Source organism: Paenibacillus bouchesdurhonensis (assembly GCF_900155685.1).
In the GTDB taxonomy this organism is placed as follows: Bacteria; Bacillota; Bacilli; order Paenibacillales; family Paenibacillaceae; genus Fontibacillus; species Fontibacillus bouchesdurhonensis.
This window is the reverse complement of sequence record NZ_LT732548.1, coordinates 388,898-415,436: the sequence shown is the minus strand read 5'-3', so window position 1 is coordinate 415,436 and position 26,539 is coordinate 388,898. Positions and strand designations below refer to the sequence as shown.

At 49.3% G+C, this 26,539-nt stretch carries 24 protein-coding genes; 9 read left to right on the top strand and 15 right to left on the bottom strand.

What is annotated here, in order from left to right; all coding sequences use genetic code 11:
- Positions 1 to 164: 164 nt before the first annotated feature.
- Positions 165 to 1,169, bottom strand: coding sequence for a Gfo/Idh/MocA family protein (locus tag CZ379_RS06065; RefSeq protein ID WP_110930845.1), 1,005 nt, complete (start codon positions 1,167 to 1,169; stop codon positions 165 to 167).
- A 173-nt stretch (positions 1,170 to 1,342) separates the two neighbouring features.
- On the opposite strand from CZ379_RS06065, the gene CZ379_RS06060 reads away from it, so the two are divergent.
- A complete protein-coding gene (locus CZ379_RS06060) occupies positions 1,343 to 1,474 on the top strand; it encodes a DUF4023 domain-containing protein (protein WP_110930844.1) in 132 nt (43 codons plus the stop codon).
- 82 nt (positions 1,475 to 1,556) lie between these two features.
- Here the strand turns inward: CZ379_RS06060 and CZ379_RS06055 are convergent, their stop codons facing one another.
- The 3 genes from CZ379_RS06055 to CZ379_RS06045 all read right to left on the bottom strand — a co-directional run bounded on the left by CZ379_RS06055 (position 1,557) and on the right by CZ379_RS06045 (position 3,624).
- Positions 1,557 to 1,745 (bottom strand): hypothetical protein, encoded by a 189-nt coding sequence (locus CZ379_RS06055; protein WP_110930843.1) that lies wholly within the window; start codon positions 1,743 to 1,745, stop codon positions 1,557 to 1,559.
- Positions 1,746 to 1,925: 180 nt separating this feature from the next.
- Positions 1,926 to 2,654 carry a DUF6081 family protein gene (locus tag CZ379_RS06050; protein WP_110930842.1) on the bottom strand — a complete coding sequence of 243 codons (729 nt, stop codon included), beginning with the start codon at positions 2,652 to 2,654 and terminating at the stop codon, positions 1,926 to 1,928.
- 49 nt (positions 2,655 to 2,703) lie between these two features.
- Entirely contained in the window at positions 2,704 to 3,624 is a 921-nt protein-coding gene (locus CZ379_RS06045) for a prenyltransferase (protein WP_110930841.1), read from the bottom strand.
- A gap of 218 nt (positions 3,625 to 3,842) precedes the next feature.
- On the opposite strand from CZ379_RS06045, the gene CZ379_RS06040 reads away from it, so the two are divergent.
- The 4 genes from CZ379_RS06040 (at position 3,843) to CZ379_RS06025 (ending at position 6,725) form a co-directional block, all read left to right on the top strand.
- Entirely contained in the window at positions 3,843 to 4,349 is a 507-nt protein-coding gene (locus CZ379_RS06040) for a hypothetical protein (protein WP_110930840.1), read from the top strand.
- A 100-nt stretch (positions 4,350 to 4,449) separates the two neighbouring features.
- Positions 4,450 to 4,992, top strand: coding sequence for a PadR family transcriptional regulator (locus tag CZ379_RS06035; protein WP_110930839.1), 543 nt, complete (start codon positions 4,450 to 4,452; stop codon positions 4,990 to 4,992).
- A gap of 207 nt (positions 4,993 to 5,199) precedes the next feature.
- Positions 5,200 to 5,955, top strand: coding sequence for an ABC transporter ATP-binding protein (locus CZ379_RS06030; RefSeq protein WP_234404832.1), 756 nt, complete (start codon positions 5,200 to 5,202; stop codon positions 5,953 to 5,955).
- The gene (locus CZ379_RS06025) at positions 5,952 to 6,725 is read left to right on the top strand and encodes an ABC transporter permease (RefSeq protein ID WP_110930837.1); all 774 of its coding nucleotides are present in this window, start codon (positions 5,952 to 5,954) and stop codon (positions 6,723 to 6,725) included. Before CZ379_RS06030 ends, CZ379_RS06025 begins: the two co-directional genes overlap by 4 nt.
- Before the next feature lie 29 nt (positions 6,726 to 6,754).
- Here CZ379_RS06025 and menA read toward each other — a convergent pair whose 3' ends face one another.
- The gene (gene menA, locus CZ379_RS06020) at positions 6,755 to 7,699 is read right to left on the bottom strand and encodes a 1,4-dihydroxy-2-naphthoate polyprenyltransferase (protein WP_110930836.1); all 945 of its coding nucleotides are present in this window, start codon (positions 7,697 to 7,699) and stop codon (positions 6,755 to 6,757) included.
- Between the two features lie 240 nt (positions 7,700 to 7,939).
- Between menA and CZ379_RS06015 the strand changes: the two genes are divergently transcribed.
- On the top strand, positions 7,940 to 10,633 hold the full coding sequence (locus CZ379_RS06015; protein WP_110930835.1) for a putative bifunctional diguanylate cyclase/phosphodiesterase: 2,694 nt from the start codon (positions 7,940 to 7,942) through the stop codon (positions 10,631 to 10,633).
- Between the two features lie 86 nt (positions 10,634 to 10,719).
- Here the strand turns inward: CZ379_RS06015 and CZ379_RS06010 are convergent, their stop codons facing one another.
- Positions 10,720 to 12,120, bottom strand: a complete 1,401-nt coding sequence (locus CZ379_RS06010; RefSeq protein WP_110930834.1) for a sensor domain-containing diguanylate cyclase — start codon at positions 12,118 to 12,120, stop codon at positions 10,720 to 10,722.
- A 181-nt stretch (positions 12,121 to 12,301) separates the two neighbouring features.
- On the opposite strand from CZ379_RS06010, the gene CZ379_RS06005 reads away from it, so the two are divergent.
- Positions 12,302 to 12,622, top strand: a complete 321-nt coding sequence (locus CZ379_RS06005; RefSeq protein ID WP_110930833.1) for an antibiotic biosynthesis monooxygenase — start codon at positions 12,302 to 12,304, stop codon at positions 12,620 to 12,622.
- Between the two features lie 140 nt (positions 12,623 to 12,762).
- Here CZ379_RS06005 and CZ379_RS06000 read toward each other — a convergent pair whose 3' ends face one another.
- Both CZ379_RS06000 and CZ379_RS05995 read right to left on the bottom strand, forming a co-directional pair.
- Positions 12,763 to 13,287 carry a hypothetical protein gene (locus CZ379_RS06000; RefSeq protein WP_110930832.1) on the bottom strand — a complete coding sequence of 175 codons (525 nt, stop codon included), beginning with the start codon at positions 13,285 to 13,287 and terminating at the stop codon, positions 12,763 to 12,765.
- 200 nt (positions 13,288 to 13,487) lie between these two features.
- On the bottom strand, positions 13,488 to 14,789 hold the full coding sequence (locus tag CZ379_RS05995) for an NCS2 family permease (protein ID WP_110930831.1): 1,302 nt from the start codon (positions 14,787 to 14,789) through the stop codon (positions 13,488 to 13,490).
- A 219-nt stretch (positions 14,790 to 15,008) separates the two neighbouring features.
- Between CZ379_RS05995 and CZ379_RS05990 the strand changes: the two genes are divergently transcribed.
- Positions 15,009 to 15,764, top strand: coding sequence for an SDR family NAD(P)-dependent oxidoreductase (locus tag CZ379_RS05990; protein ID WP_234404831.1), 756 nt, complete (start codon positions 15,009 to 15,011; stop codon positions 15,762 to 15,764).
- 181 nt (positions 15,765 to 15,945) lie between these two features.
- On the opposite strand, the gene CZ379_RS05985 is transcribed toward CZ379_RS05990, so the two are convergent.
- Positions 15,946 to 17,016: a YeiH family protein gene (locus CZ379_RS05985; RefSeq protein ID WP_110930830.1), complete on the bottom strand. Its 1,071-nt coding sequence runs from the start codon at positions 17,014 to 17,016 to the stop codon at positions 15,946 to 15,948.
- Between the two features lie 222 nt (positions 17,017 to 17,238).
- Here CZ379_RS05985 and CZ379_RS05980 point away from each other — a divergent pair, with 222 nt between their 5' ends.
- On the top strand, positions 17,239 to 18,171 hold the full coding sequence (locus CZ379_RS05980) for a LysR family transcriptional regulator (RefSeq protein WP_110934253.1): 933 nt from the start codon (positions 17,239 to 17,241) through the stop codon (positions 18,169 to 18,171).
- A gap of 184 nt (positions 18,172 to 18,355) precedes the next feature.
- Here CZ379_RS05980 and CZ379_RS05975 read toward each other — a convergent pair whose 3' ends face one another.
- The 6 genes from CZ379_RS05975 to CZ379_RS05950 form a co-directional block, all read right to left on the bottom strand.
- The gene (locus tag CZ379_RS05975; RefSeq protein ID WP_110930829.1) at positions 18,356 to 18,691 is read right to left on the bottom strand and encodes an ArsR/SmtB family transcription factor; all 336 of its coding nucleotides are present in this window, start codon (positions 18,689 to 18,691) and stop codon (positions 18,356 to 18,358) included.
- Between the two features lie 2 nt (positions 18,692 to 18,693).
- Complete coding sequence (locus CZ379_RS05970) at positions 18,694 to 19,068, bottom strand: SRPBCC family protein (protein ID WP_234404830.1); 375 nt, start codon at positions 19,066 to 19,068, stop codon at positions 18,694 to 18,696.
- A 227-nt stretch (positions 19,069 to 19,295) separates the two neighbouring features.
- Positions 19,296 to 21,398, bottom strand: a complete 2,103-nt coding sequence (locus tag CZ379_RS05965; protein WP_234405024.1) for a glycoside hydrolase family 36 protein — start codon at positions 21,396 to 21,398, stop codon at positions 19,296 to 19,298.
- 130 nt (positions 21,399 to 21,528) lie between these two features.
- A complete protein-coding gene (locus CZ379_RS05960) occupies positions 21,529 to 22,848 on the bottom strand; it encodes an ABC transporter substrate-binding protein (RefSeq protein WP_110930826.1) in 1,320 nt (439 codons plus the stop codon).
- 122 nt (positions 22,849 to 22,970) lie between these two features.
- The gene (locus CZ379_RS05955) at positions 22,971 to 24,617 is read right to left on the bottom strand and encodes a response regulator transcription factor (protein ID WP_110930825.1); all 1,647 of its coding nucleotides are present in this window, start codon (positions 24,615 to 24,617) and stop codon (positions 22,971 to 22,973) included.
- Positions 24,610 to 26,433 (bottom strand): sensor histidine kinase, encoded by a 1,824-nt coding sequence (locus CZ379_RS05950; RefSeq protein WP_110930824.1) that lies wholly within the window; start codon positions 26,431 to 26,433, stop codon positions 24,610 to 24,612. The genes CZ379_RS05955 and CZ379_RS05950 overlap by 8 nt, the downstream gene beginning before the upstream one ends.
- Positions 26,434 to 26,539: the final 106 nt, after the last annotated feature.

Genomic DNA, 26,539 nt, shown 5'->3' with positions numbered 1-26,539 from the left:
CTTGGTCTATTCTCAATTGGGGGAGCAAGCCTTTGCTGAGGGATAAGGTCAGTATCATAGAGTGCAACCTTCTTCTAATGGAATCGAAAGGGCACCCGCAATCTGAACATTTTTTCTCAAAATGCCCGGACTATGGGTGCCCATATTCTTCATTCAAACACTAACTATTTCAAGCTAATCCGACGACGTTCCCGGGCTGAGGCCAGCCCCGCTTCCAGAACGCGCATGCCTTGGAGGGCATCATCGGGAGAGAAGCGCGGCGGCTGTATCCCGAACACCGCCTTGGCTAGATCATCTACCTCCATGGCATAAGGATCCGCCTTGTCGTCACGGCCCTCTACTCGGCTCTCACCACGGATCGTGACCGTATATGAGGCATCCTGGTCATCCCCTACGGTGAAAGCATGCGGGATGTCGATGCGTCCCTCGCTGCCCACGATTTCCAGCAGCTGGCGATGCTCCGTCCACATGCCGCAATCGAAGGTCAGCGCCAGGCCGCCGGGGAATTCCACGATGCCCGCAGCCATCATATCCACCCCAAAATGCTTGTCGGAGAACTGCGCATGCACGGTAATCGCCTCGGGTTCCTGCCCGAGAATGAAGCGCGCCGCGCTGATCGGGTAGCAGCCCACGTCGTAGAGCGAGCCTCCGCCCCATTCCGGTTGAAGCCGGATGTTGTCCAGATCTTTAGCGTTGTTGTAGGTGAACGCACCACGAATCAAACGCAGCTCGCCCAGTTCCCCACTCTCTATAATTTCCCGGATTCTACGCCAGCGTGGATGATGCCTGTACATAAAGGCCTCAGCAAGAACGACACCCTTTCGCTTGGCGACGGCCGCCATTTCTGCAGCCTCCTCGCTGTCAAGCGCTATCGGCTTCTCGCAAAGCACATGCTTGCCCGCCTCCATGGCGCGAATCGCCCACTCCTTATGTAAATGATTCGGTAGCGGAATGTATATGGCCTCAATAGTCGTATCCTCAATTAACTCCTCATAGCTGCCATAAGCTGTCGCTATGCCGAATTGCTCGGCCACCGACTTGCTCTTTTCCAAGTTTCGACTCGCGACCGCGGCAAGTACACCGTATTCTGACTTTTGAATCGCGGGCATAACATCTTTAATGGCAATTCCTGCACAACCAAGTATTCCAAATCGAAGTTTCTTATCCATGCTCCATTCCCCTTTCTACAAGCGCCTTGTACTCTATCCATTGTACAACCGGACTATATCCAAGCACAACGAGCAACCATGCAAAAATACAGTAGAGCCATCATGGGAATTCCCTTATTTGGACATAGTATTAGAAGCAGCATGACCTTGCAGCAAAGGAGGCTGAAGCCAGGATGGACAGTACGCATGATTTCGTAGAAAAGACACATGACAAGCAGGAAAAGGATCGCCGCAACAAAGAGCGGCACGGCAAAGGCAACCCCGCTGGCCAACTTTCCACCAAGCAGCACGGTACGCAAAAATAATCGCCATGCAAAGGGCCATTCTCAGAATTGTCTGATGAATGGCCCTTGGGTTGTTCTTTTGCAGATGCTGTTAGCAAGGGAGCTACTTCCGCTTCTCGCTAGCGATATACTCATTTGGAACGTCGTCGCCGTGCGTGCTATGGTTCTTGAACTGACTCAAGCGACCATTACCGCCCTCCCCGCCGTTTCCCATGGTTTGGTTCTGTCCATTACTGCTGCCATTCCCTGCAGGTTCGTGAAGCTCTCTATCGCGTTCCTTGTGATCCGTCATGATTAAGCGCCTCCTAAATAAGTTGTCCTAAAGCCCTGAAGAAGTGAGGAGCGAAATGCTCGGCTGTCTTCAGTTAGAATTCGACATCGGAGGTTGTTTTATGCGGCCTGAGCTCCCGACATATTTTCGTTACGATGTGGCTGTCCTTGTCATCCTTGTCATCCTTGTCAATGAAGCTCGTTATTCCTTGACCGTCACCTTGACCGGAGAGTACTCTGCGATTACCGTCTGTCCGTGCACGGATACACTGCCTTCCGGCGTCAGATCCTTTTCCGTCATAATGCCGAGGGCGATCGTGAATTTGTTGAACTTGACCGGAACCCCCTTTTCCCGGCGTACCTCATTGCCGTTCAAATAGAAGATGACCTCGTCCTCGCCGCGGTTATACGTAATTTTGTAGTTGTTGAACTCCCGCGCCTTAAAATCGGTATCCTCTTTGAACACGCAGAAGAAGCGCGTCTTATCGCTCGGAGGCACCTCGACGCCCGGGAACGGCAGTACCGCATATACGCTCGCATATTTATCGTTTCCAGCAAAGAAGTCGAGCGCAGCTCCTGTCGTGAAGTCCAGAAGGTTCAGGGACACATAACCGTCGTACAGATCGCCCGGCACGGTATTTTGCGTACGCGCCCGGATGTCCAGCTCGAAGCTGATTTCGCCATTCTCCGGTACTTCAAATTCCTCCACGGAGTAGTACATATGCTTAGCATTATCCAAAATTTGCACATGGTCATGCCGCCGGCTGAGCGGTGCGCGCACATACAAGATGCCGTTGCGCACGATGACGACCGCATCCGGCTCGCGATATTCCCAGAACGTGCCGTCCGGCAGCGGGAACCCACCGATTTTCCACACCTGTCCTTCGTTTAATATCGTATGAAAGTCGCCAATTACACGTTGCTTGTCCATTTTTATCGTCTCGCTTTCCCGATGTTGTTCTGTTGTATACAGTATTCTATCATTGCAAAATCCCCTGAATCAAAAGAGCCGCCATCATTACGATGCCACAGCGTATAGAGGCCTTTAACGAAGCGCCCATTAGCGGCAAGTAAGCCGCTGGAGCGTTATGATCCTGCAACCGGCCATAGACCTGATAAAGCGGAATCACCGTCAGCAGCGCGACTAATGCATATACCGGAAGTATACCCATTACCACGCATAGCAATAAAAAGGCATAGGCCATTATCAGCAGCGTTTTGGAAAAACGCAGTGCCCGTCTTTCGCCCCACACGACGACCAGCGTATTTTTGCCTGCCTCCTTGTCCGCCTGCCAGTGAAGAAAATGATGGTTGAACAAGACCAGCGTTGTCAGCAATCCGATGGGGAGCGACAACAGCACCGAACGCCAGCTCAAGTCACCTGTCTGCACATAATAGGAACCCATGATCGGCAGTACCCCGAATGACAGGAGAATCGCCAGCTCGCTAAAGCCTTTGCCGCGGTACCCGAATTGAATCGGAGGCGCCACATAGAAGTAAGCTATCAGTCCGCCCAGACCCCCGAATATAAGTACCGGCCAACCGCTGTACAAGCTGAGAACGACACCGCAAAGCACGCCCAAACCTAGCAGGGACCAGGTCAAGCGTGCAAAGCTCTGTTCCTTCATGATTCCTCCGGCGAGAAATCCGGAATTGGTGGAGATTACCTCAGGTGTATTTTTCGCCGCCGTATCCGTCCCGTTTCGATAATCCCACAAATCATTGATCATGTTCGAGAACAGATGGGCCGCTCCCGCGCCGATCAATGTTATGATGAAGAGTACCGGATGAAATTCCCCTTTCCAGACAAAAGCGCCCAGCGCTCCAAGAAAAACAGGAATAAGCATGACGGGAATCACCTGAAACCGGGATGCCTTTCTGAACAAAGTCCATTTATTCACCCGCCATCACACGCTCCTTCGTATAAAATAATAAATCAAATCCTTCCAATATCGATTATACATGATGTGTTCCTATACTGCTTGCGGTAAAATTTTGGGCTCCATCCCAATTTGCTAGACTAAAGTCCAGTTTTTTTCTTCCCCAGAGACTGAAGATGACGGCAAATAAATATAGTATGCTAAACCTAAATTCAATACATATGTAAAGGAGATCCGATATGCGTCGTATGACTTGGCTTGGACCGTTACTGATTTTAGCAGGCGTTTACTTGTTTTTCTTCCGTAGAGAGGCGGTCTCCATGGGCAGCTTGTTCAGCAATTTTTGGCCGACACTGTTCATTATTCCGCTCGGGCTTTTCTTTCATTGGATGTACTTTTCTCTTACCGAGCGCCGCGGCATCGGTCTGCTCATTCCCGGGGGCATTCTGTTCACGGTCGGCATCGTCTGCCAGCTCTCCACTTTATTCGATAGCTGGGGATACCTGTGGCCCGGATTCATTCTCGCTCCGGCGGTCGGATTGTTTGAGTTCTACTGGTTCGGGAACCGGAACAAATGGCTGCTGGTGCCAATCAACATTCTCGGTGCCCTGTCTCTGCTATTCTTTGCGGTGATTTCCTTCGGTGCGCTTTATAATCGCGTTGTATTCGGACAGCCTGTGCTCGCGATTGCCTTAATCGCGATCGGTGCAGGAATCATGTTTGCCCCGAAGAAAAAAAGATTCTAGAACAGTTTGACAACAGGTTCATCCCCCTTATATAATCAGCTCAAGGTTATCCAACGTTGGATATTCAAATTCATCTCAGATCGCAAAGGATGATGGTAAGGTGACTAACCTGATCTTGCTGGCCCTGCTGCGCGAACGCCCGATGCATGGTTATGAGCTCCAACAGCTCATCCAGAACAACCGCATGGACACCTGGACGAATTTATTGTCGGGCTCGATTTACTACGCGCTCAATAAAATGGAGCAGGACGGTCTCCTGCGAACGGAGGCGGAGGAGCGGACCGGCGCACGCCTGCGAAAAATATATGCGATCACCGAGGCTGGCGAGGAAATGTTCCAGCACATGCTGAGACAATCGCTGACCTTATCGCCCCACTCTGTCAAATCGGACTTCTCCCTCGGGCTCATGTGGATCGAGCAGATCCCGGAGGGAGAAGCCATTAGCCTGCTGAAGCAGAACCTACAGCAGCTGGAAGAGACGTTAGAGCTGTGGCATGTCGGCAGAGAAATCAAGGGGCAATACGGTCTTTCCCCTTTTGCAGAGGCCTCCTTCGACAACGCCATGGCCTTACTGGAGTTAGATATTCAATATGTGAACCGCATTATTCAGCTAGTGGAGCAGAGACAAGAGCACGATTCCTAACCGACATTGGCAAGATGCCTGCTCTTGTGCTCTTGCCTGCTCCGAGTCCTCTGGGCTTTTGCCTGATTTGGAGCTCTTGCCTGCTCTTCGCGGCTCTTTTCCGCTCTCGCCTACTTTTCCTGTTCATCACACAGGGTAGAGCAGGCCATTTTTTCTACTTATTACCCAACGTTGGATATCAAACATTGAATAAGGGAGTGAATTTCATTGAGCTTTTTAATTCAAGCGCAGGGGCTGACCAAAATTTATCGAAAACGAAGTGTTGTTCACGACATCAGCCTAACGATCAACTCCGGCGAAGTCGTGGGAATCATCGGCCCGAACGGTGCAGGCAAGTCGACAACGCTCGACATGCTGCTGGGACTCCGCCGTCCGGACAATGGCAGCGTAGCCTACTGGTGTCATGAGCCATATCGCCATATCGGTGTGCAGCTGCAGACGACCCCGTTCTTTCCTGGTCATAACGCCATGGAAAATATGCGCCTGTTCGCCGCCTTCTACGGCGTACGACTGCAGCATGCCGCCATACTGGGCATTCTCGACCGATGCGGTCTAAGGGACGCCGCCAAGACCGATGCAGCCCGCCTCTCCGGCGGGCAACAGAAGAGGCTGGCCATTGCCATGACCCTCGTCCATGACCCCAGCCTCGTCTTTCTTGATGAGCCGACGGCGGCGCTTGATCCTCGGGCTCGCCGCGAAATACGGGAGCTTATTGTTTCACTCGCGCAGGGTGGTACTTCCGTAGTTTTTACATCGCATGATATGGAGGAAGTGTTCAAGCTGGCTACACGCATTGTCATGATTGATAAGGGGGTATTAAAGGCAGACGGCCGCCCCGAGGATTTATTAAGCGATTATGGAGTGTCTAGTTTAGAGGAGCTGTATGTTCTCTTAACGGAGCCCGCAGTGGATCAGCTGCCGGAATCAGCAGCTGAAGCCTGTATAAAGGAGGATTTAATATGATAACTGTTTTTACAACAATGCTGCGGGGAATGATGCGTGATATGCACACTTTGTTCTGGACAATCGCCTTTCCGATCGTACTGTTGATCGGCCTGGGTCTCTATCTCCAGCAGCCGGCTTATCCGGAAAAATTGCTTAGCGGCGTACTGACGATGAACGTGTTATTCGGTTCTACGATGGTTACCGCCTTCAACGTGATGTCGCATCGCAACCGTGGCGTATATAAGCTGCTACGGGCTACTCCCTTCAGGATCTCAGCCTTCGTTGCCGCCATGACTGGCGCCAGAACCGCCCTATCCCTTATCGTTAGCGCCGCTATCATCGCTACGGGCAAGCTGATGCTCGGCATTAGTCTCCGTCCCCTGAACCTAGTGCTCATGCTGATCGTACTCCTAGTCGGAACGGTGTGCTTCACGGCTCTCGGGTTCGTTGCGGCCAACCTGTCCAAGGACGAGAGCAACGTCAATATGATCTCTAATCTGATCGGCTTCCCGCTTCTCTTCACAAGCGAAGCCTTCTACAGCCTGCAGCAGGCTCCAGAATGGGTCAAAATCTTCGGATCTCTTCAGCCCTTTCACTATCTCGTGAAGGCCATGAACCTCGCCTTGGCTCAAGCAGGCTCATTAGCTGACTTTGGATTCTCCCTATTGACCCTGGCAGGCTTTACGGTCATCTGCCTGGGAGCTGCCGTGCTGACCTTCCGCTGGGACAGCGAAGCTCCTTCACGGAGAAGTACGATGACGCGTACTACAAGCGACAGTCTCCCCTAGCCTCCATATTGTTGAAAGATGCCGCTCGACTACAGCATAAGCGCTGCAACGCCAAGAGCGATAATGCGGGCGGCATTGGTCAGCATGAAGTTTTGCACCGCCAATCCGAAGGTAAACTGCTTTGTCGGCTGATCCGAGAATCGTTGGATATTTTTCCGCACAGGCAGAAGCGTCAAGAGAACCAGCACAACAATAACCGGATGGACGCGGAGTACGCACAGCACGATGAGATCCAGGTAAGCCGCATAGTATAATATTTTGAACAGGATAATGGCATTCGACCGGCCGATATAGACGGGGAGCGTATACCTCTTGTTCTCGACATCGTCCTCCATATCGCAAATATTGTTCGCCAGCATAATGTTGGCAATGCCAAGAATTGCCGGAATGGAAATAAGGAAGACCAGAATCACCTCAACGAGTTGTACCTGCAGCGTAACAACCCCTCCTGCAAGCGTCAAGGAAGCAAAGCGATCCCCCACATGAATGTAAGCCGAAATAAAGATAATGACAAAACCCATGAACAGCCCCGAGAATATTTCTCCCAAAGGCATCCGCGAGATCGGAATGGGACCGAAAGAATACAAGATTCCTACGGCAAACGACAAGCCGCCTAACAGCAGCAGCAGTAAACCGACTTTTAAAAATAGAGCGATGCCAGCGCCAATAGCCAAAGTCAACAGGATCACAATAATCGCAACCACGACAGACGGTCTAATGTTGTACTGCACAATTGCATTATGAATTTCATAGCCATAACCATGCTTCTTGACTGCCTTCCGATAGTCGTAATAGTTATTGATTGCTGTAGTTGCCATATCGAAGCTGAGCAGAGAAATCAGCATCAATGCGAAGTGATAGGCATTGAATTGTTGGAAGCGGAATAAGGCATAAACCGTGCCGAAAATAAAAGGAATCATGCTTGCAGCCTTCGTCTGAATTTCCACCAGCTTTAGGAATTTTTTAATCGCCATAGGTACCACCCTTTAGACTATCTATAGTATGAGTTTATTACTTTTCAGTCGTTAAAAAGATGATATCTCACTTTTTAAATATTTTCTGTTCTATAAGTCATTGACACGCACACCTTTCATTCTATAGTCCTAATATCCCTAGTGATTTTGCCGCTGTATTTCCTCTAAAAAGAGGGTTTTTCTCGAACTGTGGCGAAATATAGGTATTACGGATTATAATTCCTCCGGGGGAGGATCGACATGATAACCAAAAGAAGATATTTCTCTTACACAACAGGTATCATCTTTCTAGCGGGGCTCAGTCTGGCACTCGTCAGTGAATATCATCCCCTCCACTTAATCTTTGGCATCTCGCTCGTGTTCACGAATTTCGTGCTGCTCCTGCTTACCCGTATATACGGCATGGGCTGGGGGCTATGTGCGGCTACACTCGTATATGCCATGTCTATCTTTGTTTGGGGCAATCCGCTTTTTCAAGGGGTTCTTTGGTTAGAGATCGTCTTTCTATGCCTTTCATGGCATTTGAGGAAGCGCTTCAGGACAACGAGCGAAGCAGACTTCATATTTTGGATATCCGTCGGGCTCCCGATCTTCTTCCTCCTATACTATTTATCTTACCGCGCCATTTCACTCGAGATGTGGCTAATGGCAGCAATTTACATATCGAACGGATTGTTCAATGTACTGCTGGCAGACGCGGTTTGGGCGTATCTTCCGAGTAAATATTCTCACATACATAGAGCTTCCCGGGAGCAACCGATTTATCTAAATAAGCTGCTCTACCACATCATATTTTTGGCTATTGCCCTGCCGTTCGTGTTCTATCTTCTCATTAACAGCAGGAATACATATGATTCTGTTCGCTACAATTCATTACAAGTCGCTCTCCATACATCCAACAGCATTTCCAATGAGCTCGATCGCTGGAGCCCGGAGGATCTTCGTAGGCTGGAGATTTCGAAACGTTTGGAGCATCCCGGAAAAGGCCAGTTCGAGGAGCTGCAGCACGTCATTGACTTCTTTGCGGCAGACCGGGGTTATCATGTTGTTGTGTTTGATCCGCAGCATGAGCAGATCGTTGCTGATAGCGAGTACGATTTAGAGCAGCATTCCCGAAGTAAATTTCTGTCCATGCCGACCAATTCAATCATACAAGGTGATTTCTATCTGCATTTGCCCGGGAAGCGCCTGCAATTGCTGCCCAATCAGGAATGGCAGGAAGCCAGTTATATTTACGGGACGACGCTGAAGCAAGTCCCCTTCATTGTATACGTCATGGTACCCTTGCAGCCGTACCAGGAGCAAATCTACGGTCAATATTTAAGGCAGTTCATTTATTTGCTGCTGTTTATGGTCGCGGCCGCCATCGCTAGCCGGTGGATCACTCGCCGTATCATTCGCGGGCTGTCCGAGCTGGCCGACGTGACGACCGGTCTGCCGGGCAAAGTCTTCCATCTGCATAACCTGGAATGGCCGGAGAGCCGTATATATGAAATCCGTTCGCTTACCGTGAACTTCCGGCAAATGACGAATAAATTGCTAAGCATGTTCCAAGAATCGCTCATGAGCAACCAGCTGCTTCAGGAGCAAACCTTCCAGCTGCAGCAATCCGAGAAAAAACTGCAAGAGCTTGCATATTACGACGGCCTGACAGGTCTGCCGAATCGACTGCACTTCACAGAGTACATCGGCTCCCTGGGGATGCACTATGGCCCGGATCATTCCTTTGCCGTCATGTTTGCCGATCTGAACCGCTTTAAGCAGGTCAATGATACTCTCGGCCATGAGACAGGCGACATTCTATTGCAAAAGGTAGCCGCCCGTTTCACCCCGCTGATCTCCGATCAGCTTCGGGTATTCAGGCTCAGCGGAGACGAATTCGTCTTTGTCTATCATTACAACGATACGCCCTCCGTTCAACAGGCGGCTCAAGCGATCTGCGACGCGCTTAATGAGCCCATCATCATAGGCGATGTCGTCCTGTATATCTCGGTAAGCATCGGAATTAGCATATATCCTTACGATGGAGACAATCTGGACTTGATCATGCGCAATGCCGACATTGCCATGTACGTAGCTAAAGAGCAGGGAGACAGCATCTATCATTTTTATGACCGAATGATTGAGAATCAGCTATCTGAAAATATGAAGCTGGAGAACGGCTTGCGGAGCGCCCTTTTAACCGGTCAATTTTCATTACATTATCAGCCTAAAATCGATGCCAAAACGGGCCGCATCAGCGGAGCAGAAGCATTAATTCGTTGGCTTCATCCAGAGTACGGCTTCGTGCCTCCCGACAAGTTCATCCAACTCGCGGAGACATCAGGAATCATCATGGACATCGATGAATGGGTAGTGACAGAGGCATGCCGCCAGAATAAAACTTGGCAGGAGCAAGGGCTGCCGCGTTTCCCGATCGCGGTCAATCTATCGGCACGGCACTTCTATCAGGGCAATCTGATTGGCATGATTTCCCGCGTGCTCAAGAAGACTAGGCTAGATCCCCATGATCTCATCCTTGAAATCACGGAAGGCTCGCTAATCAAGAGTGCGGAATATGTCATTAAAGTGATGTCCGATTTGCGTGCAATGGGCATCACCATTTCAATGGATGATTTCGGCACTGGCTATTCCTCTCTCAGCCAGCTCCAGCGCTTACCGATCCATGAGATTAAGCTGGATCGCTCGTTCATTCAGGGGCTTGCCCATGATACGAAGAAATCAGCCATCGTTCGTGCCGTCATTGAGCTCGCCCATCACATGGAGCTTAGTATCGTTGCCGAGGGGATCGAATCGGAGGAAGAGCTCCACTACCTGCGAAGCCTGAAGTGCGATCAATTCCAAGGCTATCTATTCAGCAAGCCGCTGCGGGAAAAGGAGTTCACTATATTCGTAAAGCATTGGGACGGAAGCCGGCTGAACCATAAGAATTAGCGGAAATGCTAAACGGCGTTCATGACGGATATAAAAAATGACTCCTCGTATTACTACGGGAGTCATTCTTTATAGTAGCCTCGGCCCTATACTTCTTGAGAAGCCACCTTCTCCTGCTGAGACATATACTGGCGCACCCTGCTTTTCTTCGCGCCGTACATCGCCTCATCCGCCTGCCGGATCATGTCCTCCAAATCCCCTGTGCCGCTTGGTGCCACACAGAAGCCAATACTCGCCCCAGCGGTAAGGTGGTAGCCTTGATACAAATATCCTTCGGATAGACTCGCTTTAATTCGGTCGGCCACTTTAACAACGCGGCTCTCATCAATATCTACGAGCAGCACCAGGAACTCGTCTCCGCCAAGGCGGCATACCATATCCTGTTCGCGTACAATGCTGGTAAGCCTTCCGGCAATGTCCTTCAGCAGCAAATCTCCAGCATCATGGCCAAAGGTGTCGTTCACTTCCTTGAAATCGTTCAAGTCAATGAAGAGAATCGCAAGTGAAAACTTTCCCTGATCCGCATATTCCTCAAACCTCTTGCTGAATAGCGTACGATTCGGCAGCCCTGTTAGTTCATCATGATAAGCAAGATGCTCAATTGTCTCTTCCATCTGCTTGCGATCGGTGATATCGATCATAACGCCTTCCAAACGTACCATATGATTCAATTGATTAAAATACGGCGTACCGCGGTTCTGCACCCACTTTACCGTTCCATTGCGGCAGACGATGCGATATTCGCTCACTGCGCTGCTCCGGCCTAGAATCATCTCCTCCTGAAACTTTTTAAATTTCCCTCTATCTTCAGGATAGATCATGTCATTAATGTGATTCGAATTTGCCTGAAACATCTTCGGCGAGAATCCCGTCAATTGTTCGAATCCATCCGAAACTTCGGTTTGCATCGTGCTTAAATCAAACGTCCATATTCCAATCGAAACGCTGTCCAAAATCGTCCTCAACCGTTCTTCACTTTGTCCTGCCCGGCGCCATAAGCTCTGCGTCAGCCTCGTATGAATGATCGAAAATGCTGTAATAAAGGCACCGAAGGAAATTAAGTAGGATACTTCCCTCCCTTGGAAACCTGGAAAAAGCAAGTCTTGATAAGCAAAGAAAAAGTAGACCGAAGAAATGATGAACAAAATCCCTGATAGGAGTACTGCCCGGAAGTCATGATAGAACAAGCTAAGAAGAGGGGCAAGGGCCAAAAATATAAAATTTGGCAAATAGGGATCTCCAGTTATCAAAAAGTAGAAAAATATAAAGAGGAAGCACACCGTCAGCATCATCGTAAAAGAGGGCCAGCGCTTTTGCATGACCACGATGGTCAGCAGCGTTAACAGAATCAGTCCGACCAGAGGATATACTGGTGCGAGTCCCCCTTCCACAAGCAAATTAATGATATTAGCAATCGTAAAAAATCCCCATAATATTTTCAGCATCAACATATTTTTTTGATGAATTAGTTCAACTTCTTTATGCATTCACTTCACTCTTTCCTTGGAATAGGCATAATGAACTACGTATTAAATTATAGTATACCTGATCAGCATTTTTTTGCTAGACGATTCTTTAATAAATGGACAACGTTGACAATGATAATTATTATCAATAGAATGTGGGATAAGAGATTATCGTCCATTATTAATAGGAGGTGGCAGAGCTATGTGGGTAGAATCGAAGACAATCACCATCAAGGAAGGCTTCGAGGATCAAGTCGTGCAAAGGTTCGGCGGAGAAGGTGCCATTGAGAAATTCCCAGGATTTATAGATCTAAGCGTGCTCGTCCAAAAGCCAAGAAAAGGAGAACAGCAAATTCAGGTTCTCATTCGTTGGGAGTCGGAGGCTCACTGGAAGGCTTGGGAAAAGAGCGATGTACATATTGAAGGTCACCGTCGTCAAAGACAGCAAGGCCGGCCAGAATACGTGCTCGGCTCAGCTCATGCCGCTTACGAAGTCAAAGCCGTCAAAGGCCCTGCTCAATAGCATCATCTTTGGAACAGCATAACCATCGCGAGCATATTCTTCACACAGCATGACAGCGAAACAGCGGTCATATATAGTAACGCCCCATCCGTCGAAGCGGATGGGGCATTATCTTTATTTTATCCTACGCAATGATATTATTACGGAATGTACTGCTGCACCATTTGCACGATGGTACCGTCCTTTACAGTAATATGGTAAGGGAACTCCCGAACGTCGATCCATTCGGTATGCTGGAGAATGCTCTTGAATTGCTCCAAAGTAACCAGCTCATTCCACTGAATATCCATATCCTCTATATCTCCCGTACGGTCATAAATCTGCATGAAGATTCTAACATCCTTTGCGATCTTGTAATTCGTCAGCTTGGTATCCTCATTGACGATGTAATAACCGTCCGGCGGCTCGTCTATCCCTGCGTCCGGCTCATGCTTAAGGAAGGCCTGCTCTGCTGCCTCTCCTTCATACCATTCGATTTCATCCACGGTCAGCTCATTGCCATCCGCCAGAGAATTCAATTGCTCGATATACACAACCTTGGTATCAGGCGTCTGCTCAACCGGTGCATACCCCTGCTCCGCAGCACCCGAGTTGGACGTTCCTAACGAAGACATAACGACTATAAGGACTATAGGGATCAATACGGCCAACCATCTTCTCATCATTGTGTGCTCCCGCCTTTCCGGTCTTCGAGATGAATTTTCATCCAATTACTAAGTATAAAGACTTAAAGGTCTATACCTTTTAATAACCATTCTTAGGTCTTTCAAACTTAAATTAAATGATTTCATCTTAATTATATGTTTTGGCGGCAGCAAAAGGGTCTCAATAATGTTAAAAGGGATGACAATTTTTTAGTTAAAGCTTAATGGGCTGGGAAAAACGTCAATTGAACGATAAACACCAGTCCGAAAATATATAGCAGCGGGTGAACCTCCCTGCCCTTCCCGCTGACAAGCTTTAGAACGGGATAAGTAATGAAACCGACGGCAATGCCTGTGGCAATGCTCGCGGTGAGCGGCATCATCAGTAGAATAGCGAAAGCCGGGAACGCCTCATCGAATTTTTTCCACTCAATTCTCGCCAGCCCTTCCATCATGAAGCACCCAACGATAATCAATGCCGGAGCCGTGATCGCCGGAAGGGAGGATATAGCTCCGACCAGCGGAGAAATAAACATGGACAGCATAAGCAGCACAGCTACGACCAACGAGGTTAGTCCGGTGCGCCCTCCTGCCGCTACGCCCGTCGTGGATTCGATGTAGGCCGTCGTCGGGCTCGTCCCAAACAAAGAACCAACGGTCGTTGCAGTCGCATCGGCCAGCAAGGCCGACTTTGCTCGCGGGAATTCTCCGTTCTTCATCGCCCCCGTCTGCTCGGCTACTCCAATCAAAGTACCGGTTGTATCAAAGAGGGTAACGAGCAGGAAAGCAAACACCGTTGCATACAGCCCTTGGCTGAACACGCCAGGCACATCCATATCGAAAAACACCGGAGTGGGCGGTGCCGACATAAAGCCGTCGAATGATAGCTGCCCTGTAAAATAGCCAACCAGCGCAGTGAGCGCCATGCCGATAAATAATGCTCCAGTAACCCGCCGCGCCAATAAGATCAAGGTCACGAACAAGCCGAAGATTGTCAGCAGCGTAACCGAACGGTGTAAATCTCCGAAGGTCACCAGGTTATCCGGATTCGCGACCACGATGCCCGACATCCGCAGCCCGAGAAAAGCAATAAATAGGCCAATCCCCGCCGTAATCCCAAACTTAAGCGAATCGGGAATGGCTCGAATCAGCGCTTCCCGCAGCGGCGTCAGGCTCAGTAGAAGGAACAGGAGTCCTGCAATAAAAACCGTACCGAGTACGGTCTGATAAGTTAAGCCTGTTGAAGCAACTACGCTAGTAAAGTACGCGTTAAGCCCCATACCCGGCGCGATGGCTATCGGATGCTTGGCGAACAGAGCCATAAAGAGAGTACCGATAACCGCAGAAATAACGGTGGCCATGAAGACTTGATTGAACGGAATACCCGCTGCGGAAAGGATTGCCGGATTGACAACCAAGATATAGGCCATAGCGAGAAAGGTCGTAATACCAGCCAGCACCTCGGTCTTTACATTCGTACCGTGCTGATCCAGCTTGAAATATTTATTCAATGCCTTGTTCATGAAAATAATAATTCTCCCTTCGTTATAAAACGCTTCATTATATCGTATTTACCTCATTAAACATCCCTTATTTTCCTGCGAACCTTGATCCTAGTCAAGTTATTGGATCACTCTTCTCCAAAATGTTCTCAAATTCACAAATAATATAGTATAATGTCTTAAATCTCATTGGCTAGGCCTTTAGATCTAGATGAGAAGTTGAACAAAAGGAGCAAAACTATGATGACAAGCAACGGTAAGCAGCAAAAAATTGCCCTTATTACAGGCGGAAGCCGGGGGATCGGTAAAGCGATCGCACTAGAATTCGCTAAATCCGGTATCCATATCATGATTAATTACTACGGCGATGATAAGGAAGCTGCCGACGTGAAGCGACAGGCGGAATCCTATGGCGTGCGGGCAGAGGTGTTCCATGCCGATGTCAGTGATTCGGCACAGGTTAAGGATATGTTCGCGGCAATTGACGAACAATTCGGTAGATTGGACATTCTAGTGAACAATGCAGGCATTGCCCAAGCGGTGAAAATTACCGAGATGACTGACGAACATTGGGACCGCATGCTTAAAATCCACCTTTACGGCGCATTCTATACATCCCGCGAGGCCGCGACCCGAATGCTGGCGCAAAAGGCAGGAAAAATCATTAACGTCACATCCGATTTAGCCGGTCAGGGCGGAGCCGAGCTCGCTCATTATTCCGCGGCAAAGGGCGGTGTTACCTCCTTGACCAAATCGCTAGCAAGAGAGCTTGCTCCGTATGTACTCGTGAATGCGGTCGCTCCTGGCGGAACTTTCTCCGATGTCCGTTCATCGCTGGAAGAAGGCGAGCACAAGAACGATTCGCGGAATTTGCTGGGCAGGCTGGCGTTCCCTCAGGAAATCGCCAGATCAGTGATGTTCCTCGCTTCGGACGATGCTAATATTTTCACAGGCCAAGTGCTAGGAGCCAATGGCGGCAGCGTGATGAACGGCTAATGGCAGCATTGAAATTTCCTGATCATAAAATCATAAATAATAAGAAATCGGGTGCATCTTGAAAGATGTTGCCCGATTTCTTATTTAGGAAAGCTATTCATTTCAGCGCAAAAAGAGGAAGAGAGGAAGACATGATCCAAGATTGTATTATCTGAGAGGACATTTCGGCGGAGAACAGCCCTCAATTCAAATTAAACAGATACAATGTTCCGTAGCCGAGTACCGATAATGCTATAGACCCGATCAGGCCTGCCCAGAAAGGCTTAATCCCCAATCGGCGAAACACCGCGAGATCTACTCCAAGGCCGAGCCCAGCCATAGCTATGGCAATCAGCAAATAGGCAGCTGCCACAATTAAGCCCGACGCACGTTCCGGAACAATTCCCAGCGTATTCACTCCGCTCATTAAAAGAAAGCCGAGGATAAACCAAGGGATCTGAACGGAACGCAGGCGGGATACTTCGACCACCGTCTTTCCAGTCGCTGCACTCTCCCTCCGCTCCTTCCGATTCATCCACATGCCCAGCAGAAGGGATACAGGCACGAGCATGGCTACCCGGGTCAGCTTGACGACGACCGCGATGTCTTCAGCCTCGCTTCCCGCAGGTGCCGCGGCTGCGATAACGTGAGCAATCTCGTGCAGGGTAGCCCCTGAGAAGACTCCATAACCATGAGCGGATAAACCCATTACCGGATACATCAGGCTATAAATCAAAGTGAATAATGTGCCTAGGATAGCAACAACCGCAGCCCCAATGGCGGTCTCCTCATCTTGGGCTTTCACTTGCGGTGCAATAGCGACAACTGCCGCAGCTCCACAAATGGCCGTTCCGCAAGCCGTTAAAATACCGAGCTGGCCCGAGATCTTGAACCATTTTGCTAAGCCAAAGACGACCGCAATCGTAAATGTAATATGAATTATTGCCATTGCCAGCACCTTAGGGCCTGCCTGGAAAATGCTTTGTAAATTTAGCCTCATACCGAGCATAATAATCCCGAGACGAAGCAGTTTCTTACTGGAGAAGGAAATGCCGGCGGTGGCGTACTCAGGTACACCGATAACGGCTCTCCAGATTAACCCAAGCATAATGGCGATCACGAGATGTCCCATTACGCTTAGTAGCGGCAAAGATGACAAATATTTCGCCGCGATCGCAAGCACCACCGTTAACCCGAGTCCTTGCACAAATCCGAAGCGCTGTCTCCGTTTGAACGGTGCAGTTTTTATCTGTGACTGTACTATTTGTGCCATGATTTTCACTCCAAGATCGTATTGGTCAAATTCAGCGTTGTTCATGTTTTACTATAAATCCCATGGCGCTAGAAGTGAAATACGGATCTGCTATCTCCATCATAAGCAAAACTGATGATTAAAGTGGTATGATATATCAATTGAGTAAACCGACCTGACTTGGACAGATTGAGAGTCATCTCGAAGAAGGCTACAATGGAGTTATTGAAAGGGGAAGTGAATATGATCGTCGACACTCTGCGTGTCTTTGTTACGGTTGCAGAACAACGTCATTTCTCAAAGGCCGCAGAACTTCTAAATATGTCTCAACCTGGCGTAAGCCAGCATATCCGAAATATGGAGAACGAGCTTGGCACGAAATTAATGCTGCGTTCGCCTAAGCAAGTAAAATTGACGGAAGAAGGAACTATACTATACCGTAAGGCCAAGCAAATTCTGAGTCTGTACGAGGAAGCCAAACAGCAGATTCATCTGCTTCATGAAGTGGTAACCGGCTCGATCCAGGTTGGCGCAAGCTTTACGATTGGAGAATATATATTGCCGCGGCTGCTAGCCAAATTTGCCACCCAATATCCGGAGGTTGATTTGCAATTGACCATTGGCAATACGGAAGAGATTGTAGCTGGAATTCGCACTAATGAGCTTGATTTAGCGCTTGTGGAGGGCAGTGTAGACGAACACCCGGATTTGATCATCACTCCTTACATGCAGGATGAAATGATTGTTGTAGCAGCCTCGAGCCATCCGCTAGCTTCCTTGGCAACAATAGATTCTGCGGATTTAACGGATCAGAACTGGATCATCCGGGAAACCGGCTCAGGGACACGTGCATTCAGCGATCACTTTCTGAAAGCAAATGAATTAAGTGTTAAGCGCTCATATGTATTCAATAGCAGCCAAGGCGTCAAAGAAGCGGTGGCCGCAGGCCTTGGGATTGCCGTGCTCTCCCGCCTAACAGTTCGTAGAGAGCTTCAAAACGGAGAGCTCACGGAACTTGCGGTAAGCGGGCCGGCCATGAAGCGGGAATTGTCCTTTATTCGCAACAAACACAGCTCCCTCACTTTGGCGGTGGAAATGTTCCAACAGAAGGTACAAGAGCAGCAGCAAGCAGCAGAGCTGCCCTCCGACATGTTTACCCTTCACGATCAGGCATAAGCGACACGCTTGCCGTTACAATTAGAGCTAAATTAGCCGCTGGGCACAGCGCAGTGAACCACCACGTAAGAGCGCGCAGTAAAAGCATTCACTGGAGCGAGCACTGGTTCCCATGCGGGCCATGTGAGCTATATAAGCTATAAGAGCCATGTGAGTCCTTTGGCAGCCTTGCGCCTGGGATGTTTTAGTCAGTTGCCCCGCTCTCCTCATTCTCCACATAATGCTTAAGCATGGATAACTTGTTGTCCCAAAACTGCTCAAAGTAATTCAGCCAATGCTGCAGCTCCTGCAGCGGCTCCGGGACAAGACGATATCTTGTCTCCCGGCCTACCTTCCGCTCCCGGACAAGCCCGGCAGAGGATAAGACATGCAGGTGCTTGGACACAGCGGTACGGCTCATCGGGAAATACCCGCTTATCTCCTTCACGGGCATTTCCTGCCTGCTAAGCAAATCCAGTAGTCGGCGGCGAGTTGGGTCGACAATAGCCTGGAATACATCATACTTTGGGACCGCAGACATCTTTAACCTTCCACATAAGAAGCCAACTTTTGAACCAGTCCGCTCCATCCCTGATCCATCTGAGGACGTACTATCGAATGAGCCTCTCCAAACTCAGTCACCTGATCAGCGCTCCATCCGCCATGGATTAAGGTGAACTCCGTCTGATCACCTGCCTCTACAAGCTCAAAGGACATTGTCCAATCCTTGCCCCATTTAAAAGAGAGCTGATACGGTGGATTAATTTCCGTCACCTTACAGGGCGAATCCCCGAATGGCCCCGCATGGATAACAAACTCAAACCCTTCCTTCGGCTCAAAATTGTTCGGCATAAACCAAGCGGCGATTCCTTCGGAAGTAGCTACCGCCTCCCAAACCTTTCCTATTGGTGCATTCAATAAAAGGGTACGTCTAATATCAGGAAGCGAGTCGCCAGATTTTGCATCTTAGCATGCCCTATTTGCCGAAAACTCACCCAGGCCGGCAGTCACGTAATCATATAAAAGTGCAGGGCTCTCTCGGCGGCTTGCATAATCAGCCTTAAACCAAGAAATTCCTGCACTTTTGCTCTTAAACGAATTGCCAAAACAAGCCTTCGAACCGGGTTCTGCTCAATACGACGCAATTACATTACTTTAATCTCCAGGAGCCTTGCGGTTTCTGTCTCCGGCAATGCCACCTTCAGGCTGCCCTCTGCCTCATTCCAGTGCCAGCTGCAGTCGAATCCTTGCGGATAAGCGCAGCGAATATCTAGCTGCTTGCCTTTTAGCTGCGAGAGCGGCAACAGGGCTTCAGCCGATTCTCCGCGAATGCGCCAGACCGCGAGGAAGACGCTGTCTTCGTGGCGCAGCCCTAAGCAAATCCAGTCGTCTTGCTGTGTCGGCAAGCCGAGCGGCCAGAAGGGCAGTGCCTGCGGGATATGGTGGCGAATCGATTTATAGTAATCGAGCGCCTCTTTGACCAGCTCGCGGCGACGCGGGTTCAGTTCAGCCAGATGGCCGCTCTGATGCACGCGCAGCAGCAAAGCGTTTACCATGTTGAATACGACCTCTTCATCGTCGCCTTCCCGCAGCGGGTAAGACCAGATCGCTGATTGCTCCGGCGTAAGCGCGGAAGGCGAAGCGGCCGCGATCGTCGCGTATTTTACGTAATTCTCCTGATCACTCGTCGATTGTATGCTATGGCGGCTAAGCATGGCATAATCCATCCGCATCCCGCCGCTGGAGCAATTCTCGATGACCAGATCAGGATACCGCGCAAAAATACGATCCAGCCAGCTTAAGTAAGCGCGATTATGCTGGAGCAAACCATCTCCTACACTATCGGCGTCCTTCTCCGTGCCGATCCCTGCATTGATGTTGTAATCCATCTTGATATATCCTACGCCGTAATCTTCTACAAGCCGTCGGATCACCTCGTCAGCATGGGCAATCACATGCGGATTCCGGTAGTCGAGCTGATAACGGCTCCGATCCTTCACCTTTTGCCCATGGCGCTGGAAAAACCAGCTGTCATCCGCGTCCTTCAGCTTGGGACTGTTTATGCCCATAACTTCTAACTCCAGCCATAAGCCGGGAACCATGCCTTTGCTGCGAATGTAGTCAAGCACGTATTTGATCCCTTCAGGGAATCGCTCCTGTGACGGCAGCCATTCGCCAACGCCATCCCACCATTCACCCGATGCATACCAGCCGGCATCAATACAGAAATATTCACAACCTACATCGGCTGCCGCATCGATCAGCGGAAGCAGCTTCTCTGTCGTCGGGTCGCCCCACAGACAATTCATGTAGTCGTTAAATATGATTTGCAGCTTGCGGTTGTCTTCATTCGGCCGTCGAATCATCCGGCGGTAACGCGTCAATTGTCCAGCCGCCTCATCGATGGAGCCTTGAACGGCTCCTACCGCCACAGGAACCGTGGCAAACGTCTCTCCTGGTTTAAGCGAGAGCCACCAATGGTTGTCATGCTCGGTCGGCCCACTGATGAGCAGGGTCAGGAAATCGGACTGTTCGATGATTTCCCAGTGCCACGAGCCGTTATGCTCAATTTGCCAGAAGAGGCTTGTGCCTGCCTCTTGGTTTTCCATTATCGCCATAGGAACATGCTCTGCCGCAGACCAGGAGCCGGTATTGCTGCAGGACACCCGCTTGGAGCCCCTGTCGATCAAATGCGACATACCAAGCTCTGGCAAGCTGTACGTCCGCCATTGTAATTCACTTTGCCAGCCATGGTGGGGAATCGACAGTTTCATCTTACTGTCCCGATTTTCCGCCCCTTCCTTGTCGAATCCAGTCAGCGCGAAGCTGGAGACATACTCTATCCCTACCGACTTCGGGCCATGATTGGTTAGTTCTACCCAGCAGCGGACAACGGCTATGCCGTCGTAGAACTGGAAATGCTGAACAGCCTGCAGCGAGGTGACAGGATCGTTCAGTACAATCTCCAGCTTGCGCCCGTGAATGTTGCGCGTATCCTGATGCCTCTCGTATTGGAGGCGCAAGCCCGGATAAGAAGCCCGGTGCGTTCTTCCGTGATATTCCTCCCGATCCTCTCCTGTAAGCTGAAGCTCAAGCAGACGGAAGCCTTTTTTATACGCATCTGTTAATCCGCCCACACTGCTCTTTACATCCTTCCAAGATGCCTGGCCAAAATGCAGCAATAAAATATCTCGTTCGTCTGTTACTTCCAGCGCCAAGTTCAACCCGTTCTCTTCAATTACAATCATCTGACTCACCGTTGCAGCACTTCCTTTCATTTTTTGAACGTTATAACAATAAGCGATAAGCACCTAAATACAACTTAACTCAGCACCGGGGAGTGCTGAGTTAAGAAAGGAAATATTAGGGTTCGTAAAGTTATTCCGCAGATCCGAGTTGAATCCACGCTTTTTGAATCTCAGTTATAGTTTGCTCTTTCGATTGACTTCCGCCAATGTAGGCTTGCATCAACTCACCGAATTTCTGGTGGAATGTATCCAGCGAATAGTTGACAGCCAGATCTCCGGATGGTTGTACTTGCAGAATCTCTTCCATTTGTTTCGGCATATCCAAATCTGGAAGCGGAGCATCCTTGATTGGAGGAATAACCTTAGCTACGCCAGAGAACCAGTTTTTACCGTAATCGGAAGTGTAGAGCCAGTTGAAGAATTCAATCGTTTCGTTAACTACTTTAGAATCTTTGTTAATGCGCAGAGCCTGGTCAGCACCGGTAATAATCAAAGCCTGCTCCGCTTTATCACTTACAGGATAACCTGCGATTCCAATATTGATATCTGGGTTGATTTTCTTGATCGCTTCCTCGTCCCATGCGCCTTTACCTGTCATGAAGGCTGCTTTGCCGGAAGCAAAGTCACTGACTTGCGCGTTGCTGTCGCGCTCCAGCGGCTTGTCTGTTCCGTGTTTGACCGTCAGATCGATGAACTCAAAGAAGTTGTTAGCCAAAACCGGATGCTCAGCAAACGTCGTGCTTCCAGCGATGAACCCGTCAACCAAATCCTTCGCGCTCATACTTGCATCTTTAGCTGCCGCATCCACGAAGTGTTGGAATACGTGCTTCCATACCCACCACTCTTTATAAGCATTCGCAAATGGAGTAATGCCCTGCGCTTCGAGCTTGGCAACAGCGTCTTCCAGTTCAGCCGTCGTTGCAGGTACTTGCGTAATGCCGGCTTGCTCAAGTAAATCTTTGTTGTAAATCAACGTGAACAGATTGCCCTTGATCGGAAGGCCCAGCACTTTGCCTTCGGAGGAAGACATGTTCGAACGAACAGCATCCGTCATTGCAGCAGCTAGCGGCTCACCCGTCAGATCAGCGCTGTATTCCGCAAAGGTGTCGATATCTCCACCGGCTGTTGTTTGGAATACGTCCGGTGTGCTGCCTGCAGCAATTCTCGATTTCAGTACTGTGTTGTAGTCAGCCTGCATAATTTCCAGGTTGATCGTAACGTTAGGCTTAACTTTTTTATACTCTTCGATATAAGCATTAAACGCATCTGTGTATTCTGGAGAAGCGGTGAACATGTTAATCGTCACTGGCTTGGAGGAATCTGCGTTGCCGCCCTCGCCTGCCGCACCGTTTGTCCCATTGTTGGCTGCATTATTGCCGCCGCCGCAAGCTGACAAAAGTCCCATTAATAGAACCAGACTGAATGACATGGCCAGAAATTTCTTCTTCATAAGTTTTTGCCCCCACTTTCTTTGGTTAGTATGTCTATAAGGCTATTCTAAAGAAATGGACTATTGATAAAAATGTAGATAAGTGACAAGTTGAGGGTAAAAAAGTGTAAACCTCCACTTGTTCACTTTTTATCCGCTTCCCGCTTGGCTCGATATTCCGAAGGCGATTCACCATAGTAGTTGCGGTACGCCTTGCTGAAATAGTTCTTGTCCTTATAGCCCAGCATCTCCGAGATGTCCTGGATTTTCAAGGTGGGGTCGTCCAGCAGCACGCACGCCTTATCCATCCTTACCTTCTGCATATACTCATGAATTCCGTATCCGAATTGCTGTTTAAACAGCTTCATTAAGTATTCCCGGCTCAGGAAATACTTTTCGGTGAACATGGAAATTTTAATATCCTCAAAATAATGCTGGTCGATATAATCCTTGATATCCTGAATGTTAAATGGGCGGTTCACGGCCATGGATTGGCGAATTTGTTCACTATAATATTCTAGGATGCGATAAAGCAGCTGCTCGTATTCATCCGTTGTGCTGAAATCTCCAGATAACCCAGCCGCCTGGAGCGAGCTATGAGAGCCCGATACAGGCAGCTTGTCCGAGGGCACGCCTAAGTCAAGGGCCATATCGTTGAACAAGACGATAATATCGCGGAGCATCCGCTCCGCTTCTCCAATTGTGAAGCTGTCCGCCTCTTTTATTTTCTTCGTAAACTCCGCAAAGACGACTCTAGCATGATTCGTATTTCCAGATTCCAGAGCGCTTCGCAGAATCGGCATTCGGCTCGTAAAGGAAAGAACCTCAGGCGACTTGCTGTTTCCTTTAGCCCCAAACACAGTTACTCCCCTCATCTTGAGCAAATCGATGGCAAGAATCGACGACCTTGCTTCCTCATAGGAATCGGCCAATCGCGAGACCTCATCATACACTTGCCCGACCCCTGCTGCCGATACGATGCCGAATAGATCACTCAGCGTATGCCCGACCTTCTTTATTAAATAATCCGCCCGGAATGCATGATCCTCCGGATAGCCGCCCTGCATTGTGAAGATAGCTATAATCTCCCCGTCCTGCTTCGGATTAGGAAAGCTAAAACAAATGATGTCATCCAGCGCTACTTCGTTAATCACATTCGCTACGGCGAAATAAAGCAGCTCCGTATCCCGATTAAAACGATTGTCCCGGACTTGCTGCATGTTCAATATCTTTAATACGAGCGCACCAAATCGATTATCTTCTTTGTCTGCGCCGATCAGCGGGAGAAATGCCTGATTACTTTGCTTTTTGAAGCCGCGTCCTATGATGGACAAGTAAATTTTCTCCTTCAGCTTGGGCAAAGACATGTTGAACGCAATATTCTTAGTAATCAATTCGCTGTGTGTCTGCCGCTTCGCATCTAGTATATCGATTGCCTTGCGCAGCGCCTCATTGAGATCATGCCGGTTGATCGGCTTGAGTAAATAATCAACGACCTTGGAATGAATAGCCTGCCTCGTAAATTCGAAATCGTTATAGCCGCTGATCACGATGGTGAGCAGTTCTGGGTAATCATTCTCGACAACACGCAAAAACTCTACCCCGTTCATTTCCGGCATTTTCATGTCTACCATAACAAGATCCGGCCGCTGCTTCTTAAGCATTTCCAATCCCGTCACACCGTTAGTAGCCTCTAAAACTTCCCCGACCTGCAGGCCTTCCCAATCGCCCAATATTTTAATGGCCTCGCGCAGCGGCTCTTCGTCGTCTATGATGAGTACTTTATACATGTTCTACGCCTCCCCGCGGTATCCTCATCGTCATTTCCGTTCCCGATCCATCGCTATGGATCGCAAGTCCCGATTGATCGCCATATAGCAGCTTCAGGCGGGTATTCAAGTTCTTCAGACCGATATTCTCCCCTTCTTGCTCTTCCCAATCCACTTCAAACGTCTGTAAAATTTGCTCCAGCCGATCCGGGGAAATTCCCGGCCCGTTATCATAAACCGAAATGATGGCATGGCTCTCGCTTACCGTAGCCCGAACGACGATCGTCACCGGGGTCGATACCTTCTCCACCGCATGCTTGATCGAATTCTCCACCAGGGACTGAATGGACAACTTGGGAATTTGCAGCTCCATCAACGCCTCGTCCCATTCGATATCCACCTGAAGCCGACTGCCGAACCTTGCGGTTTGCAGCGCCAAATATCGTTCGATATGCTTAAGTTCTTCCCTAGCGTACACGATATCTTTGCCGCTTATGCAGTACCGTAGCGTAAGTGCCAGGGCATCCACCATATCGGCCACATCGTCGTTTCCACTCTTGAGCGCTTTCGTGGATATCGCCTGCAGCGCGTTGTACAGAAAGTGAGGATTTATCTCTGCCTCCAGCGCCTTCAGAATCGCATTCTTCTCCACCAGCTTCATGCGGTAGCGTTCATTGATCAAATCATTCGTGCGCCGCACCATCTGGTTAAAATGCAGTGTCAAAAAGGCAATTTCATCCTTGCCCTGCACCGGGGCTTCCGCATCGAACGTCCCTTCGCTGAATCGCCGCATATGGCGCGACAGGCGGTTGAGCGGCTTCGTGATCGCATTGGAGGTTAAAGTAACGAGAACAACCGATATAACCAGAAAAATAAGACCGATCAAATAACTCAAATTCCGCGCTTTCGTTGCCGCCTCATAGATACTGCTGTAAGGAATCGGCTTAATCAGCTTCCATCCATCCTGCTGCCCCACATCGTAAACGACGAGGTAACGCTTGTCCTCATTCGGCCAAGTAACAGGGCTTCCCGAATCATCGCCGAGGTTCTGGAACCAGGGAGCCGACCTGCTCGCCTCATAGACCCCCAAATCATCCGTGTGAAAAGGCACATTATTCGGATCGAGGAACATCAGATGCTCTCCCTCTTCGAACGGGATGTCGCTCATAATGCTGTCCTTCACCGTCGGCTTCAAATAAAAAGATAGCACAGCCCTCGGCTCCCGCGAAGCAATCGAACGCAGGACGCGGTGATAGCCCATGAATTCCGGCTCGGAAGTCATCGGATAGCCGCTTACCGCATCCGGCAGAACGAAGGATTGGAATGAACGGTTCTGCGGACTGTTCATCGCCTCCTGATACCATGGCTGCTCATCGATGCCGCCCTGATAACCGACCCTGATCGTTATATTGTAGGCCTCTCGGGTTATCGAATAATATTTTTGCTGATCGATCAAATACAAATAAATGCTCTCCAGATCCTTGCGACTGTAGAACATGTCCCTCAAATAATCTTCAAGATACATTCTGGCGGCGTAATCGTTCCCCTCCTGCATGACCGCCCGGATAATCTCGTCATATTTGTTGTGCGGCAGCGAGAATTGCTCGATCCCGTCCAGATAGTCCTCCAGCTTCTGATTTACAAGCATCAGGTTATTCGTCGTGCTGGCGATGCTGTTGCTGATCGATTCCTTCTGGAGCATTTGGTAGGAAATTACCGTAAGCGACCCCACGATAAGAATAATAATTGATGTAAAAAGCAAATTAAGCTTATTGACCAGTCTGCGAGACACCCGATCAATCATCGACTTCATAGCAGCTGTTAACCTTTTGTTCATCGCTGTCCCCCTACAGTGCTACAGTTTACCTTTTTACCCTTAACTGTTTTCTTATATCCATTTAGACGCGTCCGTCCCTGAATTATAATTATTATAGCCGAAAACG